This window comes from Stanieria cyanosphaera PCC 7437 (genome assembly GCF_000317575.1).
Classification (GTDB): domain Bacteria; phylum Cyanobacteriota; class Cyanobacteriia; order Cyanobacteriales; family Xenococcaceae; genus Stanieria; species Stanieria cyanosphaera.
In genome coordinates this window covers 2,400,416-2,419,825 of sequence record NC_019748.1, presented here as the reverse complement: position 1 = coordinate 2,419,825, position 19,410 = coordinate 2,400,416, and the positions used below count along the sequence as shown (strand labels likewise).

11 protein-coding genes are annotated in these 19,410 nt (G+C 36.6%); 5 read left to right on the top strand and 6 right to left on the bottom strand.

The window, feature by feature from the left end:
* Window positions 1–202 precede the first annotated feature (202 nt).
* Window positions 203–4,282 carry a DUF642 domain-containing protein gene (locus STA7437_RS24860; protein ID WP_015193368.1) on the top strand — a complete coding sequence of 1,360 codons (4,080 nt, stop codon included), beginning with the start codon at window positions 203–205 and terminating at the stop codon, window positions 4,280–4,282.
* Window positions 4,283–4,487: 205 nt separating this feature from the next.
* Here STA7437_RS24860 and STA7437_RS10525 read toward each other — a convergent pair whose 3' ends face one another.
* The 5 genes from STA7437_RS10525 to STA7437_RS10505 all read right to left on the bottom strand — a co-directional run bounded on the left by STA7437_RS10525 (window position 4,488) and on the right by STA7437_RS10505 (window position 12,347).
* Window positions 4,488–6,854, bottom strand: coding sequence for an ATP-dependent Clp protease ATP-binding subunit (locus STA7437_RS10525; RefSeq protein ID WP_015193367.1), 2,367 nt, complete (start codon window positions 6,852–6,854; stop codon window positions 4,488–4,490).
* Between the two features lie 235 nt (window positions 6,855–7,089).
* A complete protein-coding gene (locus tag STA7437_RS10520) occupies window positions 7,090–7,776 on the bottom strand; it encodes a DUF4230 domain-containing protein (protein WP_015193366.1) in 687 nt (228 codons plus the stop codon).
* A gap of 80 nt (window positions 7,777–7,856) precedes the next feature.
* Window positions 7,857–8,192: a hypothetical protein gene (locus tag STA7437_RS10515; RefSeq protein WP_015193365.1), complete on the bottom strand. Its 336-nt coding sequence runs from the start codon at window positions 8,190–8,192 to the stop codon at window positions 7,857–7,859.
* Window positions 8,193–8,247: 55 nt separating this feature from the next.
* Entirely contained in the window at window positions 8,248–9,429 is a 1,182-nt protein-coding gene (hpsP, locus tag STA7437_RS10510) for a hormogonium polysaccharide biosynthesis glycosyltransferase HpsP (RefSeq protein ID WP_015193364.1), read from the bottom strand.
* A gap of 356 nt (window positions 9,430–9,785) precedes the next feature.
* Window positions 9,786–12,347 (bottom strand): DUF3536 domain-containing protein, encoded by a 2,562-nt coding sequence (locus tag STA7437_RS10505; RefSeq protein ID WP_015193363.1) that lies wholly within the window; start codon window positions 12,345–12,347, stop codon window positions 9,786–9,788.
* A gap of 477 nt (window positions 12,348–12,824) precedes the next feature.
* Here STA7437_RS10505 and STA7437_RS24855 point away from each other — a divergent pair, with 477 nt between their 5' ends.
* Window positions 12,825–14,306, top strand: a complete 1,482-nt coding sequence (locus STA7437_RS24855; protein ID WP_015193362.1) for a GAF domain-containing sensor histidine kinase — start codon at window positions 12,825–12,827, stop codon at window positions 14,304–14,306.
* Window positions 14,307–14,353: 47 nt separating this feature from the next.
* Here the strand turns inward: STA7437_RS24855 and STA7437_RS10495 are convergent, their stop codons facing one another.
* Window positions 14,354–15,757 carry a serine/threonine-protein kinase gene (locus STA7437_RS10495; RefSeq protein WP_015193361.1) on the bottom strand — a complete coding sequence of 468 codons (1,404 nt, stop codon included), beginning with the start codon at window positions 15,755–15,757 and terminating at the stop codon, window positions 14,354–14,356.
* Between the two features lie 308 nt (window positions 15,758–16,065).
* Here STA7437_RS10495 and crtH point away from each other — a divergent pair, with 308 nt between their 5' ends.
* From crtH to STA7437_RS10480, 3 genes are all read left to right on the top strand, one after another.
* On the top strand, window positions 16,066–17,586 hold the full coding sequence (gene crtH / locus STA7437_RS10490) for a carotenoid isomerase (RefSeq protein ID WP_015193360.1): 1,521 nt from the start codon (window positions 16,066–16,068) through the stop codon (window positions 17,584–17,586).
* A 222-nt stretch (window positions 17,587–17,808) separates the two neighbouring features.
* Entirely contained in the window at window positions 17,809–18,186 is a 378-nt protein-coding gene (ebsA, locus tag STA7437_RS10485; RefSeq protein ID WP_015193359.1) for a type IV pilus biogenesis protein EbsA, read from the top strand.
* 34 nt (window positions 18,187–18,220) lie between these two features.
* Window positions 18,221–19,303: a phosphotransacetylase family protein gene (locus STA7437_RS10480; protein WP_015193358.1), complete on the top strand. Its 1,083-nt coding sequence runs from the start codon at window positions 18,221–18,223 to the stop codon at window positions 19,301–19,303.
* Window positions 19,304–19,410: the final 107 nt, after the last annotated feature.

Below are 19,410 nucleotides of genomic sequence, written 5' to 3'. Positions count from 1 at the left end.
ATGAAACTACGATTGAGTTTGCTTTAGTAAATTGGTTTGATAAATTTTAGATAAATTTTTCAATAAAATCTTTTTATTGTTTTTATAGAAACTTTATTGAGTCTTTACCTATTTAATTCTTTCAGAAGAGATAATTTGAAAGATATTAAGTAAAAACTCGTAGTTTTAAATTCTTATTCAAATTTTATTAAAACAATAATTTATGTCTAATTTTAATATTTTAAATTCTCTAGAAGCCGAACTAAAAACAACTTACGGAAATATTACTCTTGATGGTAATTTAGCTGATTGGACAAATAACGAACGATTAGATTTTTTGCCAGGCAGTGGTCAACCAGGATATGAAGTATATGGCAAATTGGTAGGAGATACTTATGTATTTGCGATTAAATCCGATAGTAATGCGATCGCTGCTGGTACTACAATTTGGCTTAATACTGACCAAAATAGTAATACTGGTTATCAGATTTTTGGTTTTGCTGGTGGTGCAGAATATAACATTAACTTCTTCAGTGATAATCTACCTTATCTTTATACTGGCGCAGCAGGAGAAAATTTTGTTACTGGAGCGTTAAACTATGCTTTTGATAGTACTAAACAAATCATAGAATTTGCTGTTCCTCTTTCGTTAATCAATGACACAACTCCAGGGATTGATGTCGTAATTGATGTCAACAATCAAGTATTTTTACCTGGTAATTACTCTACTCAAAAATATACTATTGCAGTCGGCGATGCTTTACCGCCAAGAACTGATTTTAGTAAAAAGGTTGGAATTGTCTTTTCACAAACTACTGCCGACCAATTTTTTGGCTTACCTGACATAGAAGTCAATCTTACTGCATATTCCCAGCTATTTATGTCGGTTCAGGAAGAGGTGATGATGGCAGGAATTCCGTTCGACCTCCTCACCGAAGAAGACTTGAAAGACATTAACAAACTTGCTAATTATGACACCTTAATTTTTCCCAGCATTCGTAACGTTAAACAGTCTGACTTACAAGCAATTCAAGACACCCTGACTGATGCTGTTTATCAATATAAGATTGGGATTATCGCTGCTGGCGACTTCATGACTAACGATGAGACAGGTGCAGTCCATGCAGGCGACCCTTATTATCGGATGAAAACTTTGTTGGGGGTAAGACCTACTGCTTTTGGTACTGGAAGTGTTGCCTTAACTGCCCAAAACACAACCCATCCTGTCATGCAGGGTTACAATTCTGGAGAAACAATTCGCCAATACCAAAATCCTATTGGTTTTGCTGCTTATGAAAGCTTCGATCCTAATTATCCTGCTCAAGTTTTAGTTAATCAAAACGTTAATGGTCAAACTTATAACGCTGTAGTGACTACCCAAACTGGCGGTCGTAATGTACATTTTGCCACTACCAGCTATTTAGGAGACAATAATTTAGCTTGGCAAGCACTACGCTGGTCTACTTTCGATAATCAACCCAGTGTCAGCCTTAGCTTAACTCGTAATAACTCCCTGTTTCTGTCCCGCAATGACATGGATCAATCGCAAGAGGCTAGCAATGTTAATCCTTTAGATGGCTCTCCTGGGATTTATGACAAATTATTACCGATTTTGAATCAATGGAAAACTGACTTTAATTTTGTTGGCTCTTACTATATCAATATTGGCAATAGTCCTGAAACTCTTCAGTATACCGATTGGGCTATTTCTCGACCTTATTACCAAGCATTATTAGCAGCAGGTAACGAGATTGGAACTCATTCCTATACTCATTTTGAAGAATATGCTGGTTACAACCCCTCCAACAATACCAATTTTGCTACTCCTGCCCAGCTAGAATTTGAGTTTAATCAATCTAAGCAAGTTATTGAGAAGCAATTAGGTATTAAAGTTACTGGGACAGCTTTACCTGGCGCGCCTGAAAAATTGCCCACTGCTTTAGAAATTGCTCAATATTTTGATTACATTTCTGGTGGTTATTCCAGTGTTGGGGCTGGATTTCCTAGTGCTTTTGGTTTTTTAAAACCAGGTCAAGAATCAGTTTATTTTGCTCCCAATCTCTGGTTTGACTTTACCTTAATCGGATTTGGTATTCCCGTTCCAGATGGCAATGGTGGTTTTGTTCCTCAACCCCTTACAGCAGAACAGGCACAGGCTGAATGGCTCAGACAATACCAAGAAGTTATCAATCATGCTAATAAACCAATTGTACTAATGCCTTGGCATGATTATGGCCCTACTAATTGGGAAAATAACGGCTATAACCAAGAAATGTTTACCGCCTTGATCCGAGAAGCTTACAATAGCGGTGCTGAATTTGTAACTTTAGCTGATGCCAGTCAAAGAATTAAAGCATTTGAGCAGTCAAAACTTTTTGTAGAAAGTTCGGGAGATACAATTACGGCGGAAGTAATTGCTTCTAATGTTGGTAATTTTGGTCTAGACATTAATAGCGATCGCATAATTAAGAGTGTAGACAATTGGTATGCTTACGATGACAAGACTGTCTTTTTACCTGCTAACGGAGGTAAATTTACGATCAATTTGGGAGTTACTCAGGATAATGTCACTCGCATTGTTAATTTGCCTATGCGTGCCAGATTACAGACTCTTAATGGCAATGGAACTGATTTAGAATATACCTTTTTTGGTGAAGGTCAAGTAGACTTAAAAGTTGCCAAACCTAATCAAGTAAGTGTAATTGGTGCAGATAGTCTGAGTGTCAATGGCAGTACTGTTCAAATGCTTTTTGCAACTATTAATCAACATAATGCCCGTATTTTAGCTGCTACAACCGGTGATGATCTCATTGAAGGTGCGGTTGGGCAAGATCTTTTAATAGGCGGTGCTGGTAACGATATTCTGTATGGAGATCACAAAAACCCATTCACCACTGTATTTGTCACAGATTTTGAAGAAGCTCCCAATATTTCCAGTGGTTTTGTCAATGCACCTTTAGATGGTTGGAACTCTACTGATGGCAGGATTGAATATTGGTCTGGTAATTCTGCTGAAGGCGTTAACCATATTGAACTCAACGAAGATCCACTCAATTTTTATCCCGATGCACGTCAGATTTATCGAGATATTACGACAGAAGCTGGTAAATTCTATGAGCTTACATTCCAATACGCACCCCGTAACGGATTTAATGCAGCAGTTAATGCGATCTCAGTTAAACTAGGTGGCAATACTTTGCTCAATGTAGCAGAAGATGGTTCTAAAAATTCCAATCTAGTTTGGAAAACCTATACCGTCAACTTTATCGGAGATGGTACTACCAAACGTTTAGAATTTCTTTCTACTGGTACTCCTGTTAATTATGGTCGTGGTGGTCACTTGGATGATCTTAAATTACTTGCCTACAACAAAAATCCTAACCTTGGTGGTAATGATACTTTAATTGGTGGTCTTGGCAATGATATCCTTGACGGCGGTGCTGGTAACGATATTCTGTATGGAGATCACAAAAACCCATTTACCACTGTATTTGTCACAGATTTTGAAGAAGCTCCCAATATTTCCAGTGGTTTTGTCAATGCACCTTTAGATGGTTGGAACTCGACCGATGGCAGGATTGAATATTGGTCTGGTAATTCTGCTGAAGGCGTTAACCATATTGAACTCAACGAAGATCCACTCAATTTTTATCCCGATGCACGTCAGATTTATCGAGATATTACGACAGAAGCTGGTAAATTCTATGAGCTTACATTCCAATACGCACCCCGTAACGGATTTAATGCAGCAGTTAATGCGATCGCAGTTAAACTAGGTGGCAATACTTTGCTCAATGTAGCAGAAGATAGTTCTAAAAATTCCAATCTAGTTTGGAAAACCTATACCGTCAACTTTATCGGAGATGGTACTACCAAACGTTTAGAATTTCTTTCTACTGGTACTCCTGTTAATTATGGTCGTGGTGGTCGCTTGGATGATCTTAAATTACTTGCTTATCAACAAGACCCAACTGTTGGTGGCAATGATACTTTAATTGGTGGTCGTGGTAGCGATACTTTAATCGGAGGTCGGGGAAATGATACATTTGTCTTTGTGAAGAATAATAGTTTGTTACCTGGTGAACTAGATATCATTAAAGATTTTGAGGTGGGTAAAGATAAGATTCAATTCCAAGGTTGGGGTATTGTCAATGCTTCTTCTTGGTTCAGTGGTATGCTTGCTCAAGGTTTAATTACTAACACGGTTGATGGTACTTTGTTGACTTCTAATGATGGCGGACAAATTATGTTTGAAGATTTAAATATTAGTAAGCTTAGTAGTTCTGATTTTTCGTTTACATAACAAATTTATGTAAGAGTTTGGCAGTGCCAAAACCCTACCCACGGATGATCTGTAGCAAACAAACAACAAACTAATATTATAAATCTGTTTAAGGCGATCGCTATACCAAGTCGATTTTGAACAAGTGCAATGGCACTAATAAAAGAAAATTAAACCTAAAAAATTGGTGGGTGTTACCCCACCAACATCACCAATCAAATCAGAATTAACGATGAGATTCGACAAGAACTGGTTGCTGTATAGGTAAGACTTTTACTTCTCCGTCATCAACGGTTATTAAAGCTTGATCGCCATCTTGAATTTGACCAGATAAAATTGCTTCTGCCAAACTATCTTCTAACAATCTCATAATTGCTCGACGTAAAGGTCTTGCACCATAGCTAGGATCGAATCCTTCAGCAATGACTTTCTCTTGGAAAGCTTCGCTAACTTCTAGATTGATAGAGCGTTCTTGTTGCAATCTTTGTGCGATTTCTTGTAAAAGAAGCTCGGCAATTTGTTGAACTTCTGGTTTAGTAAGTTGACGAAAGACAATAATTTCATCGAGACGGTTAAGGAACTCTGGACGGAAATATTGTTTAAGTTCTTCGTTAACTAAAGCACGTATCTGTTGGTATTGAGCATCTGTTTGGTTGTCTGCGACGGCAAAACCTAGTCCTGTGCCTCCTTTTTCGATTACTTTAGAACCGATGTTAGAGGTCATAATGATGATCGCATTGTTAAAATTAACTACACGTCCTTGAGCATCAGTCAAACGACCATCATCTAGAAGTTGTAAGAGTAGATTGAAGACATCTGGATGTGCCTTTTCTATCTCATCAAACAGAACTAAACTGTAGGGTTGACGGCGAATAGCTTCGGTGAGTTGTCCGCCTTCGTCGTAACCAATATAACCAGGAGGCGAACCAATTAATTTGGAAACGGTGTGAGATTCCATGAATTCGGACATATCTAGTCTAATCATGGCGTTTTCCGAGCCAAACATATAGGTTGCTAAGGCTTTAGCAAGCTCGGTTTTACCTACACCAGTAGGGCCAGAGAAAATAAAACTAGCAATCGGACGATTAGGACTGCTTAAACCCGCTCTAGCTCTTCTTAAGGCACGAGAAACGGCGCAAACTGCTTCATCTTGACCAATTACCCGTTCGTGGAGATTGGCTTCGAGATTGAGTAAAACTTCTGATTCGGTTTGGTTGATTTTATTGACTGGAATTCCTGTCCAGGAAGCGACAATGTGAGCAATTTCTGCTTCGTCTACTACAGGAGTTAAGGATTTAGGATTGATGATTGGAACTTGGGTTTCTTCTTGGTGTTTTTGATCTGTTTGTTGAGAATGTCTTAAATGAATTCGTGAACCAGCTTCATCAATTAAATCAATGGCTTTATCAGGTAAGAAACGGTCAGAAATATAACGTTCGGATAGAGTAACTGCTGCTTCTAAAGCTTTTTCTGTATATTTAACTTGGTGAAATTCTTCGTAGGTTTTACGTAAGCCTCGGATAATTGCGATCGCGTCTGCTACAGAAGGTTCTCCAATCATGACTTTTTGGAAACGACGTTCTAAAGCTGCATCTCGTTCGATATGTTGACGATATTCATCGAGGGTGGTGCTACCAAGACATTGGAATTCTCCTCTAGCTAAGGCTGGTTTGAGTAAGTTGGCAGCATCCATTGCGCCTCCCATCGCTCCTGCACCTACTAGGGTATGAATTTCATCGATGACTAGGATAATATTTCCTGCTTGACGCACTTCATCAACAATGGCTTTGAGTCGTTCTTCAAATTCACCTCGAAACTTAGTTCCTGCTAATAATAAACCCATGTCCAAACTAATTACTTGTTTATCTTTAATTAATTCAGGAACATCTTCGTCGACAATTCGTTGAGCTAATCCTTCTGCGATCGCAGTTTTGCCTACTCCTGGTTCTCCTACTAAAACGGGATTATTTTTGGTTCTACGTCCTAAAATCTGAACAGTTCGGGCAATTTCTGCTTCTCTTCCAATCACAGGATCGAGTTTACCTTCTTTAGCTAATTGAGTTAGATTAACTCCAAATTCTTTTAAAGTAGGTTTAGCTGCATTGGGATTACCAAAGTTAAAGGGATTTTCTCTTTTGTTGGCTGCACCAATCGGTTCTGGTTCTGCTAATTTCTTCAGTAAATCTGTTCGCAGTTGATTTAATTTAATTCCTTGTTGAATTAATACTTTAGCTGCCACAGAATCAGAATCTTTAGCGATCGCAAGTAATATGTGTGCAGGAGTAATATTTTTACGATCTAATTGACGTGCTTCGATCAATGCCTGATCAAAAATACTCTTGACTTTAGGAGTAAAAGGAAGATTGGCTGGACTAAAACCGCTACCTCTACCACTATATTGTTCGATCAGTTTCCTAGTTTGATTAACATTAATTCCTTTATCTGCTAATACAGTTGCTGCGATCGATGTCCCCTCCCCTATCACTCCCAATAATAGATGTTCGCTACCGACAAGATTATGGCCTGTGCTTCTGGCTTCTTCTTGAGCCAGAATGATGCTTTTGATTGCTTTGTCGTTAAAATATTCAAACATGAGTCGCAAGTTTATTTTTGATTAATATTTCTTTACCTATGAATACAATGTACCGTTTTTAATTGTGGGGTTACAGTGGTAAAAGCCGTAATCTATGAGAGAACTATTACTATAGCCTTTCTCGCTCTTGGTGAGGTACACCATTACCAATTACCAATTACCAATTAGTAATTACTAATTATTAATTACTAATTACTGAAAATCGCGGTAATTCAAGAATATTCTTCGTTAAAGGTTAAATACAAGCTTGCAATGAAGGAGAAGTAGTTCTAATTTCTATTGGTTGCACGCTCATATTATTTAATAATTGAGTTAAAGTTTGCTTGGCTTTTTCATTAGCACTATTTAAAATGCCTTGATCGCAAGCAGCATGAAGAATTTGTTGTAGAGTTTCTTGTTGAGCTTGAGTTTGTAATTGTGGCGCGAGATCGGGACCTAAGTTTAAAAAACCTCGATTATAATCAAAAACGCGAGAACGGTTAACGTCAATTTTTTGGTCTAAAATTTGTGGCGGTGGTAAATTAATTTGAATTTTATCAGCAGTAATTTTAACTTGTTCTGGAGTTAGTTGATTTAAATCTATTCCCGCTCGCACTTCACCATGAGCAATATAAACTAATTTCGTAGTAGCTATTACCCATTCCCCAATTTTGCGCTCCGCAGAAGCAGGAACAACTGTTTCCATTGTATAAACTGCGGTGGTTAATTCTTGTGCTTCTTGAACTTGTTTGACGATCGCTGTAGCTAGTTCAATCTGAGGTACAATCGGTTGAGGTAACAAAAATTTTTCTGCCAGACTAATCAAGCGATCGCATTCGCGCCACCAACCAATTATCATCAAAGAAACAATTAGGGTAAGACTACCACTACCAAAGAAAAGTAATTTTTTAATTGGTGAGAAGAATTTATTTTGCCCTTGCACAATAGTCTAACCATTCACTATCAACTCTATAATTATCAACTATTTAATCGGAAATAACCAAATATTAGTGACTGTACAATTTAATATCCATAGGGATTGACGTATTGATTTTGTTCGCTAGACTGATTGATATTGCTAATAACAGTATTATTTTCTCCAATTGCTGTTGCATTACCCGACGCTCTTTGAATAGTAATTTGAGTTTGAGGATTATCCCAGCTACCGTAAGAATTACCAAATTGATTTTGAACTGCTGATTGATGAACATTACTAATTGCAGTATTATTTTTACCTACTGCTGTAGCACTAGCACTTCCTTGTTGAGAAATTACTTGTACATTTTGCGCTTGAGCGAAATTAGGAATCAAAATTAGAGTAGCAGCAGTAAAACCGAATAATAATATTTTGTTAGACATAGTGTTTACGGATATTTCAACTCTTCATTCATTAATTACGTCGAAGTAAATCGATTTATGCAGATGATCGCATCAAACTTTGATAAACTTGAATCATCTCAACTGCGATCGCACTCCAACTATATTTTTGTTTAGCTAGCTGACGAGCGTTTTCTCCTCTTTGTTTCCTTTCAGTATCTGATTCAATCGCTTCCCGTAAGCTATTGGTTAATTGTGTTACTTCACAAGCAGTTACCCATCCTGCTGTCATAGTTTCAATATCCTGCCAAATTTGCACACCGTTAGAAATAACCACTGGTGTCCCTACTGCCATCGCTTCAGCTACCGCAATGCCAAAATTTTCATAATAGGAAGGCAAAACAAACAAGTCTGCATCGATTAGTAAACCTAATTTTAAATCTCCTTGAACAAAACCCGTAATAGTAGTTCGTTCTTTTAAAGGAGAATTAGCGATTTTAGTTTTAATTTGAGCTTGATAATCAGGTTCTTGCGGATTTCCTCCTGCTAAGACAAAATGAAAATCTAAATCTTCTGCTTGTAAACTTTCCAAAGCAGGTAAAAGTAGATCGAGTCCTTTTTTGCGATCGATACGAGACATAAATAAAATTAATTTAGTATTACTATCTATTCCTAATTGTTTTCTCGTTATTCCCAATGCAGGTAAATTTGCAGGTAAATCTACTCCTAAAGGAATTACCAAATCTTTGGTAGTTGTACCAAATCTTGCGGAAACTTTGGCTTCTTCTTCACTAGTAAAATGAATCGCTGCTGCACCCGCCAAATTAGGTTTTTCCCACAACAACCCATAAATCTGTTTAAGTTGTTTTTTCTTGTGTAAATCAGCAGGATCGAGAGTGCCTAAAGGACGAAGAATATAAGGTAATTTATTCCATCGTGCAATGGTAGCTGCTGCGGTAGTAACGGGAGAAAATAAAGCATGGATATGAGCTAAATGATAATCTTGAGTATGACTAGCTAACCAACGCAACAAATCTAAGGAAAATTTATAGCGACGAAAAGGAGAACAAGGAAAATAGATAATCTCGTAACCATCTTGCCAGATAGATTTGCCAAGGGGAACATCTAAAGGTGCTTGTCCGTTATCTCCATTAGTATTAGTAGTGATGATGGTAACCTCAATTCCTTCGGCTGCTAAAGCTTGAGATAAACCTTTTACCATTTGACTAGGACCACCATAAACAGGAGAAAATGAGGGAACAATTTGTAGAATTCGCATATCTAGAAATAAAGTTGATACTTCGTCTCCAGCTTATTCAGTGATCAGTGATCAGTCATCAGTTATCAGTTAATAGGGAATTAAGGAACAAAGAACCAAATTAAGTCTTCTGCCTTCTGCCTTCTAGCTTTAGTTAATTACCACAAGACTTTATGGTTACTTTATCACTCAGTACTGAATCTTTATCAAAACTATACCCAATTTCCAATAGAAGCACTTAAACTGAATATAGTGAATTAAAAAATTACTTATATCTAACTAACTAAACTTAATTTTTTATAAGAAATTTATTCTTCCTTAAATGTGTTTGTGGTGACTGCGATCGCTTCTTTTAACCAAGAGCGATCGCTTTTATTTTAAATCAACCAGTTATTGACATCCACAGCTAATTTTTTACCCAATTTGAGTAGGGGACGTAGTTGACTACGTTGCCAACGACAACCGTTTTCTGTTTCAGAAAAACAATGAGGTACAATGTGCTGATGTAAGCATTGGTAATAAATTTCTTGGGCGCGGTCGAGAAATAAACCAAGATGAAGATATTCACTAATTTTTAGGATTTTGTCAATTCTGGTTATCTCATTTTCTATACTAGCGGGATCTCCTTCATAAAGTATTTGCCAGAGCGATCGCATAATGAGTTGTTCGAGGGTTTTTTTCGCTTCGGGAATGTTGAATTGACAACGAAAATGATTAGCTTCGGTAGCTACTGCGATTAATTCACTTAAATGACTATCAATGGCTTGAGGTTCAGCTTCTAATGCTGCAATAATCTCTAAACAACGGTGAGATAGAGCTACTTCGGCTGCTACTTGTAGTTCTTGGGGAACTGGTAACTCTTCTCGTTGAAAAGCTAGCAAAATACTATAATTTTCCCGATAAACTTGAGTATAAAGTTGATCTAAATGTTTTTTGGTTTGATCGGTTAACTGTTCAATAATTCGATGTCTTTCTTCAGCAAACAGATGTTGTAAATTAAAAGAGCGATCGCAAAATAATCGATTCATGGCGACAATTGTTTGAGCAGCACTAGCTTGTTTAAAGGCTTCAAATAGTTGTTGTTTGTTTTCGCTATAACTCAGGCGGGTAGTAAAAGTTTGAATGCAACAGTGAAAATCCCAACCTCCTAGATGCAGTACGGCAAAGACAAAATGATGATTTTCTCCCGTAATGTCCGAAGTCAAACGCACTTGTCCCACTGCTAAAGTGAGCGCACCCATCTGCTGTTTCTGATAGTCGAGTTGTTCGACTCCATAACAGTACATTTGCTCGAGATGATTATAAGTATTAAAGAGACTACTAATGGCGTAGTGAGCAGCCACTTGTTGAAAACTAATCTGCGCGGAAACAACTAATTGACGATAAACTTCCGCTCCATTACCAAATAACTTTACATTACTAGGTGCTTCGGCTAAACGATTTAAAAAGTCTAATTTCCAGTAAACTCCTGCTGCTTCTCCTGCTAGTTCTATGGCACGAGCAGCATAACGTAGAATTTGAACTCCTTCAGGGCGAGAAATTTCTTCAAAAAACCAACCGCAACTAGTATACATTAACAACGCATGACGCTGCATTTCTAGTAATCTTAAAGCATCGATTCTCTCTTCTGCACTTAGTTGACGACATTGATGAGCTTTAAAGAATAAATCTACACTCTCGGAACTACGATTACGAATAACTTGAATATAATTATCTCTAGTTTCCCAAGGATCGCAAAAATACTTACTTCCTTGCTCTTCATAAACTTCAATTAAGCGATCGCGCAACCAATCTAGAGTAGTTCTTAAAGGTTTGCGCCATTTTTGGTGCCAGACACCACCACCACCACAACCACAATCATCTTGCCATCGCTCGACTCCGTGAGAGCAACTCCAAGCAGTTACTGGTTTGAGAACTACTTCCCAGGTAGGAGGACTAATACTGAGATAATGGGCGTAATTAGTAATATTCCAGTCTCTATGCTTAAATTCTTTCGTAAAAACATAAGCCAGACACTTTTCTGTTCCGCCTTTATGATGACCAAAAGTTTCTCCATCTGTAGCCACACTAATAAGTTGAGTCGGACGAGGATCTCCTTTAATAGCTTGACCTAATCTTGCCACAAAGCGATCGCCATTGGTCAAAATATCACTAAAACCCATATCTCTAGAAATTGGGCCATCATAAAAGAAGATATCAATATCACGTCCATCATCTAAAGTGCAGCGATAGGGACGAGTAGGATCGATTTGAGAACCACCAACTTCATGCCACTCGGGATTACGATTGTCTTTAGTAGGCAAAGGACGACAGCGTTCCGCTTGAGAAGGAGCAAGAATAATAAAGCGAATGCCTTCATCAACTAATACTTTTAACGTGGAGTAGTCTACGGCAGTTTCTGCCAACCACATTCCTTCTGGTTCTCGTTGAAAACGAGAGCGAAAATCAGCTATTCCCCAGCGAATTTGAGTATATTTATCTCTTTCGTTAGCTAAAGGCAGAATAATATGATTATAAACTTGTGCGATCGCATTACCATGACCATTTAATCGTTGACAACTAATTCGATCTGCTTCGAGAATGCGTTGGTATACTTCAAAATCGTATTTTTCCAACCAAGACATTAAAGTTGGCCCAATATTGAAACTCAGATATTCAAAGTTATTAACAATCCCAATTACTTCACCACCATCATTTAAAATTCTCGCAAAGGCATTAGGGCGATAACATTCATAATAGATGCGTTCATTCCAATCATGATAAGGATAAGCACTGGGTTGTCTTTCAATCGTATCTAAATAAGGATTTTCTCTTGGCGGTTGATAAAAATGACCGTGAACGGTAACGTAAACTCCACTAGCAGTTTTGCGTGGATTTGCTTTAGTTGTTTCAATGTTATGAGAAACTTGAGTAGCAGTCTTCTGAGTAGCAGAAACCATAGTTATCAATGCTTAAAACTTGGGTTAATTTAGCTAAAAAGGAAAAGACACGAAATGAAGCGAGCTTTTCCCCTTTATTTAAGCTTAGTTTCCTGCGATCGGTATAGTTGTTGAGGTAATTTAAGTAGATATTAACGAAGGTAATAAAGATTGACATCTTTTAGTAGCAACTTAATCAAGTTAAATTTATATCCTATCTCGACGATCCCTTCCAGCTACTGTGATGAAACTCTAAACAAAAAATCCCAAATAATGCCTAGGAAAAAGGCAATTGTGATGCAACTATCAATACAAAAATTTTAGATTTTTTTAAGACAGTTTTGAAAAAGTTGAAGTTTTGTAAAACAAGCAACTAAATTTTGTTATATAAATACAAATACCTAGTAAAAAATTAAACTAAGACTCTAGGGAATAATAGTTCTAAACTATTACTAATAAAATCGCTTAAATAATTTTTAGTTTTAAACACAAATTTCGATGGTAGATAGTAATCAATCACCAAATAATGGAGAGGAAATAAAAGCTCAAACAAGAGACAATAGTTCAAATGATTTAAATAACTCAAATGTAGAGTCATTAAAACTTCAATTACAAGAAGAACAATTAAAAAATCAGCAGCTAACTTCTACTTTACTTGCCACTCAACAAAAATTATCTCAATTAGAAACTGAATTTGAACAACGACTAGAAGCTCAACTCGACCAAAAAATATTTGAACTAGAGCTTTGCTACGATCTTTCACGACAAATTGGCTCTACTTTAAGTTATGAAGATTTATTTCGCTCAATGCTAAAGTATTTGCATACGGTTGTTCCTTGCGATGTAACAGGAGGAATTTTACTCGAACCAAAAATATGCGAACTATTTCTTAATGCCAATCGTCCTCTTGCTACTACTGCTCAGTTAGAAATTCAGCAACGACTTGTAGAGAGTATGCTTAAAGTAAATGGATTAGATTTACTGAACCTACCTCTTTGTTTACACAATCTTAATTATCAAATTCAATCATCATCTGAGCTACAAATTCAACAAATTGGCTCTCATTTTTTTGTTCCTATTATTGCTCATTTTCCAGAAGAAAAACAGATTGTTGGCTTGTTGTTTGTTGGTACAGAAAAAGCTAAACAATTTACAGAAGAGCATATCCGTATTTTATACAAAATTGCTAATCAAGCTTCTACTTATGTCCAGCAATTACAAATGTTACTTCAAGAAGAAAAAAATCGTCTAGAAAATAAAAGAATTCGTCAAGCTTTAGCCAAAGAAAAAGAATTTAATGAATTAAAAACTCGCATTGTTCGCACAATTTCTCATGAATATCGTACTCCTCTAACAATTATTTCTTTAGCCGTTGATTTGCTAGAGAGTCAAGAAGGCAAACTTAGTTTAGAACAAAAAGAAGCTTGTTTTCACAAAATTCGTACTGCAACTGAACATATGACTAATTTAGTCGAAGATGTTTTAGTTGTTGATCAGGTTGAATCGAAAGAAGTAATTTTTGCACCTAGTCATATTAATCTATTTCAACTCTGCCAACAATTAGTTAATAATTTTCGAGTAACTCCTGCTCAAAAACATCAAATTTTGTTTGATTATCAAGGTGAACAAGAAAACATTTATTTAGATGAAAACATTGTCAGACAAATTCTTACTCATTTGCTTTCTAATGCCGTTAAATATTCGACCGATGGTGGTCTAATTAATTTAAATGTAAAAGGTTCTTGTGATCAAGTTATTTTACAAGTTTGCGACCGCGGTATTGGTATTCCTCCAGAAGATCGTAGTTCTTTGTTTGAATGTTTTCATCGTGCTACTAATGTTGGTACTTTACCTGGTACTGGTTTGGGATTAGCAATTGTGAAAAAATATGTCGAAATTCATCAAGGAGAGATTTGTTTTGAATCAGAATTAAATGTCGGAACAATTTTTACAATTACTTTGCCTATTGTCAATTGTTAATTGTTGATTATTAATCCCTCATAAGTAGTAATTAGTAAATAAAAAAATCAATTATTAATTGAAATATTTTTTTCTTGTTCTTGTAACAAAGTATCAGCAATTTTATACCATATTTCTCGATACTGGCGATGTTCTAATTGCCCTGTTAATTGCACATTTTTTAATTGAGGATAACGACGATAAAATTCTTCGTCTACTTGTCCATAAAAATTGCCAGGATTAAGTTTTAATAACTGAAGACGTTCGTAAATTTCTTGTTGAACATCTTGTTCTTGTTGGCTAAGAGAACTATTAGTTAAATTAGGAAAATTATTGGGAGTAGAAAGCAAATTTCTGATCAAAGTAAAGGTTAAAATTCCTGGTAAAATAATTAGTCCTGTGGCAACTAATCCCAATTTACTAAAATGAGATACTTTACTGACTTCTGGAGGTGGTTGGGTAATCTGACGAGAAACAGTTAGTGCTTTGGTTTTGAGCCGAGAAATATTAGTATTAACGTGAGACGCAATCTGACTAAGAGGATGATTAGGATTATTTTGCGTTTCAGGATTTCCTGGCGCAACTATTAAAGTACGTATTTTAGAAACAAAATTACTCACAATTGAAATTTGATTGACTTCTAATGCTTTAATAACTTGTTGAGCAGATTGATAGCGATCGCGAGGATGATAAGCCAGCATTTTTTCTAATATTTTAGTTAAATGAAGACTGACTTTTACTTCCGATTGCCAACGCCAAATCCCCTGATGCATATCGTATAGATCGTGGGGTTGTTTAGCTGTTAATAATACTAAAATTGTAACGCCTAAAGAATAAAGATCGCTACTAGGAAAGGCTTGTCCACTCCGCATTTGTTCTTCAGGAGCATAGCCTTTTTTCCCAATTAAAGTAATTGATTGTCCTGTGGATTTAGAAACAGCATTAGCTGCTAATTTAACACAACCAAAATCAATTAAAACTGGTTGCTCATCTTTCTCTCTTAAAATTAAATTATCAGGAGAAATATCTCGATGAATTAAGTTTTCTGAGTGAATATATTCTAGTACAGGTAACAATTGTTTTAGTAATTGAGTTACTTCTACTTCACTAAATTTACCTGTGCGTTTTAATAAATCCCAATAACTATCTCCTTCAATATATTCTTGAACTAAAAACAACGATTCTTTGCCACTAATTCTTGTTTTTAATAAAGCTTCAAATCTAGGAATTTGTTCGTGTTTGAGTTGATAGAGTATACCTGCTTCTCGTTCAAATAATTCTTCAGCTTTGTGTAAATCGCGATCGTTTTCTACTTGAGGCGCAAACTCCTTGAGGACACATTTTTCTCTGTAGCGTTGGGTATCTTCTGCTAAATAAGTCCGCCCAAAACCGCCTCTTCCTATCTCTCTAATGATTCTATAGCGGTCATTGAGAATTGTTCCATCTCGAAGTAAAGCCGAAGAACGAGCCATATCTAGCCTAGATCATATAAAATGACAAAGCTATTGTAGCAAGCTAATTTTATCATTGGTTACTACTTATTAGTCATTTGTAATGAACAGTCTCTTTACGTCTCGACAAAAGTTATTATAGTTATTGCAACTCAATCTTATATTTATTGACATAAATTACTAATAAGCGGTATATTATTTTTCAGTGTTCTTCTCTCAAGGAATCGGCAGGCGGGATCGCGAGTCATTAAAAAAGCGACTCCCCTGTTTTTTTTTAGCGGTAAACTAGACTAAATATTCAGGAATTTTTCAAAAAGTCTATTTAAAATATGAACGCGATCGCAATAACTAAGACAAAAGTTGATTATGATGTAATAGTAATTGGCTCTGGTATTGGTGGCTTAGTTACCGCTACTCAATTAGCTGCTAAAGGAGCAAAAGTATTAGTCTTAGAACGTTACCTAATTCCTGGAGGGAGTGCTGGCTATTTTGAAAGAGAAGGCTATCGCTTCGATGTCGGTGCTTCAATGATTTTTGGTTTTGGTACAGAAGGAACTACTAATTTATTGACTCGCGCCTTAGCAGCAGTAGGGATGAAGATCGAAACCATTCCCGATCCAGTTCAAATTCATTATCATCTTCCTGATGGATTAGAATTAAAAGTCCATCGTCATTATGAGAAATTTTTGCAAGAACTAATTGCAATCTTTCCCCATGAAGCCAAAGGAATTCGTCGTTTTTATGATCAATGCTGGCAAGTCTTCAACTGCCTCAATGCGATGGATTTGCTTTCCCTAGAAGAACCTCGTTATTTAATGCGAGTATTCTTTCAACATCCCTTTGCCTGTTTAGGATTAGTTAAATATTTACCTCAGAATGCGGGAGATATTGCTCGTCGTTACATCAGCGACCCGCGACTACTAAAATTTATTGATATGGAATGTTACTGTTGGTCGGTTATGCCAGCTTCCCATACTCCCATGATTAATGCGGGAATGGTCTTTTCCGATAGACATTATGGTGGTATCAACTATCCGAAAGGTGGAGTAGGACAAATTGCTCAAAAACTAGTTGAAGGGTTAGAAAAAGCAGGGGGAGAAATTCAATACAAAGCCAGAGTAAGCAAAATTTTACTAGAAAACGGTAAAGCAGTTGGAGTCAAACTAGCCAACGGAAAAGAGTATCGCGCTCACCGAATAGTTTCCAATGCTACTCGTTGGGATACCTTTGAAAAACTATTACCTCCAGAACAAATGCCCGCCTCAGAAAAACGATGGCAACAGCGATATCAAAAATCTCCTAGTTTCCTCAGTTTACACTTAGGAGTTAAAGCAGAAGTTTTACCACCCCAAACCGAATGTCATCATATTGTCTTAGAAGATTGGGAAAAAATGGAAACTGCTGAAGGAACTATTTTTGTCTCCATTCCTACTCTACTCGATCCTAGTCTTGCTCCAGAAGGACATCATATTATTCATACTTTTACCCCTAGTTGGCTTGAAGACTGGCAAGGTTTATCACCTCAAGAATATGAAGAGAAAAAAGAAACCGCAGCAGCCAAACTAATTCATCGTTTAGAAGCAATCTTTCCTGGACTAGCAGCAGGGTTAGATTATCAAGAAGTGGGAACTCCTCGTACCCATCGTCGTTTTTTAGGCAGAGATGATGGTACTTACGGCCCGGTCCCTAGTCGTAAGTTAGCTGGTTTATTAGGAATGCCCTTTAATCGTACTGCTATTGATGGATTATATTGCGTTGGGGATAGTACTTTTCCTGGTCAAGGTTTAAATGCAGTAGCTTTTTCGGGTTTTGCTTGTGGTCATCGAGTTGCGGTAGATTTGGGTTTATAACTAAAGTTAACTGGTCACTGTTAATTGTTCATTATTCATCCCTCATAATTAGTAATTAATAACTGGTAATGGTGTACAGACGCGATATGTCGCGTCTCTACTGGTCACTGAAAATTCCACAGTCTAAAGAAACTGGTGCTATAAAGAAATAGGCAATTAGCAAGATAACTATTAGCTCAATTATCAAACATTCAAGACAAGAGATTGTTCTGATTTTTGTTTATGTCTACTATTGAAGAATTAAAGCCTGTTGGCAGAGGCGATGTAATTATTTATATGCCTTACTATTCAAAAAATAAACACGATTCTTTACCTGTTGCTATTTCTTTATATCGTCAGGGTTCTTTAGAAGGACAGCGTGTGATTGAAGGAGGAGACAATATTCCTTTTGTGGCTAGTTGGTATGTATCTAAGTTGCCTTCGGAGTTGACTCGCTGTCGTTTACAGTTTGATGGGCAGGCAGATTTGAGCTATGAAGTAACATTGTCTAACTCAGAGTTTATTGATTACTTAATTGATGTCATCATAAATTTTAAACGTTCTCACTTGACGGATTTTCCTAGCGAGTTTTATCGAAAATTACTACGCTTAGAGCAGTGAGAATCAATTAATTGTTTATCTAAGGAGTGGATAAGTGGCAAATGCCAAGTATTTATTAATCGGCTCGACAGAAGGATATAGTGGTAAATCAGCAACCATTTTAGGTTTGACTCATCAATTAAAGAAACAAGGAATTGGGGTTGCTTATGCGAAACCCTTGGGAACTTATTCTGATGATTCTGAAGAACTATTTGAAGAAGATGTCGATTTTTTAACTAGTACTCTAGGATTATCTGCTAGTCGAGTGCGATCGCCTTTGTTATATTTAGACGAAGAGACGATTAATAATCGTCTGCAAGGCAACAATCAAACTGATTATACCGAAGCTCTACAAAATTATCTGGCTGAAATACAAGGAGATCTGGTTTTACTCGAAGGGCCTGGTAGTCTTTGGCAAGGAAGTTTATTTAATCTTTCTGTAGCAGAAATTGCTGAAGAAATTGATGCCTCGGTTTTGTTAATAGCGCGTTATGATTCGTTGTTGTTAACAGCTAGTTTATTAGGGGCGAAGAAGTTTTTGGGCGATCGCTTGATTGGGGTTGTAATTAATGATATTGCTCTACAGGAAATGGGTAAGGTTCAAACCGTAGTTAAACCCTATTTAGAACGACAAGATATTCCTGTATTAGGACTGTTACCAAAAAATAACTTACTTCGTAGTGTTAGTGTTCGCAAATTAGCTAAACGACTTAAAGCCCAAGTTCTTTGTCGTCCAGACCGCTTAGATTTGATGGTAGAAAGTCTGAGTATCGGGGCAATGAATGTAAATTCTGCTTTAGAATATTTCCGTCAACGAGAAAACATGGCAGTTATCACAGGAAGCGATCGCACTGAATTGCAAATGGCTGCTTTAGAAACTTCAACTCACTGTTTGATTTTGACTGGTCATATTCCACCTCAACCTTTAATCCTCAATCGCGCTGAAGATTTGGAAATTCCTGTTTTATCAGTTAATCTCGATACTTTAACTACTGTAGAAATAATTGATCGTGCTTTTGGTAGAGTTCCTATCCATGAACCGATTAAAGTTCAATGTATTCAAGAGTTAATGAATAAATACTTTGAGATTAATAGATTAATGAATTCTCTCGGTTTAGAACCAGCCGTAACTGTATAACTATCAAAATTTGGCATTGAAAATCTAAAATTTAGCAAGATTGGGTCATTGTTATTAATACAAATGACTTAAGATCGTTTCACATTCTCTTACTCTAACAATGAGAT

Excerpts from the sequence above, each read along its gene's own strand:
- crtH (WP_015193360.1), top strand. The coding sequence starts at position 16,066 with ATGAACGCGATCGCAATAACTAAGACAAAAGTTGATTATGATGTAATA.
- STA7437_RS10495 (WP_015193361.1), bottom strand. The coding sequence starts at position 15,757 with ATGGCTCGTTCTTCGGCTTTACTTCGAGATGGAACAATTCTCAATGAC.
- ebsA (WP_015193359.1), top strand. The coding sequence starts at position 17,809 with ATGTCTACTATTGAAGAATTAAAGCCTGTTGGCAGAGGCGATGTAATT.
- STA7437_RS24860 (WP_015193368.1), top strand. The coding sequence starts at position 203 with ATGTCTAATTTTAATATTTTAAATTCTCTAGAAGCCGAACTAAAAACA.
- STA7437_RS10505 (WP_015193363.1), bottom strand. The coding sequence starts at position 12,347 with ATGGTTTCTGCTACTCAGAAGACTGCTACTCAAGTTTCTCATAACATT.
- STA7437_RS24855 (WP_015193362.1), top strand. The coding sequence starts at position 12,825 with ATGGTAGATAGTAATCAATCACCAAATAATGGAGAGGAAATAAAAGCT.
- hpsP (WP_015193364.1), bottom strand. The coding sequence starts at position 9,429 with ATGCGAATTCTACAAATTGTTCCCTCATTTTCTCCTGTTTATGGTGGT.
- STA7437_RS10515 (WP_015193365.1), bottom strand. The coding sequence starts at position 8,192 with ATGTCTAACAAAATATTATTATTCGGTTTTACTGCTGCTACTCTAATT.
- STA7437_RS10525 (WP_015193367.1), bottom strand. The coding sequence starts at position 6,854 with ATGTTTGAATATTTTAACGACAAAGCAATCAAAAGCATCATTCTGGCT.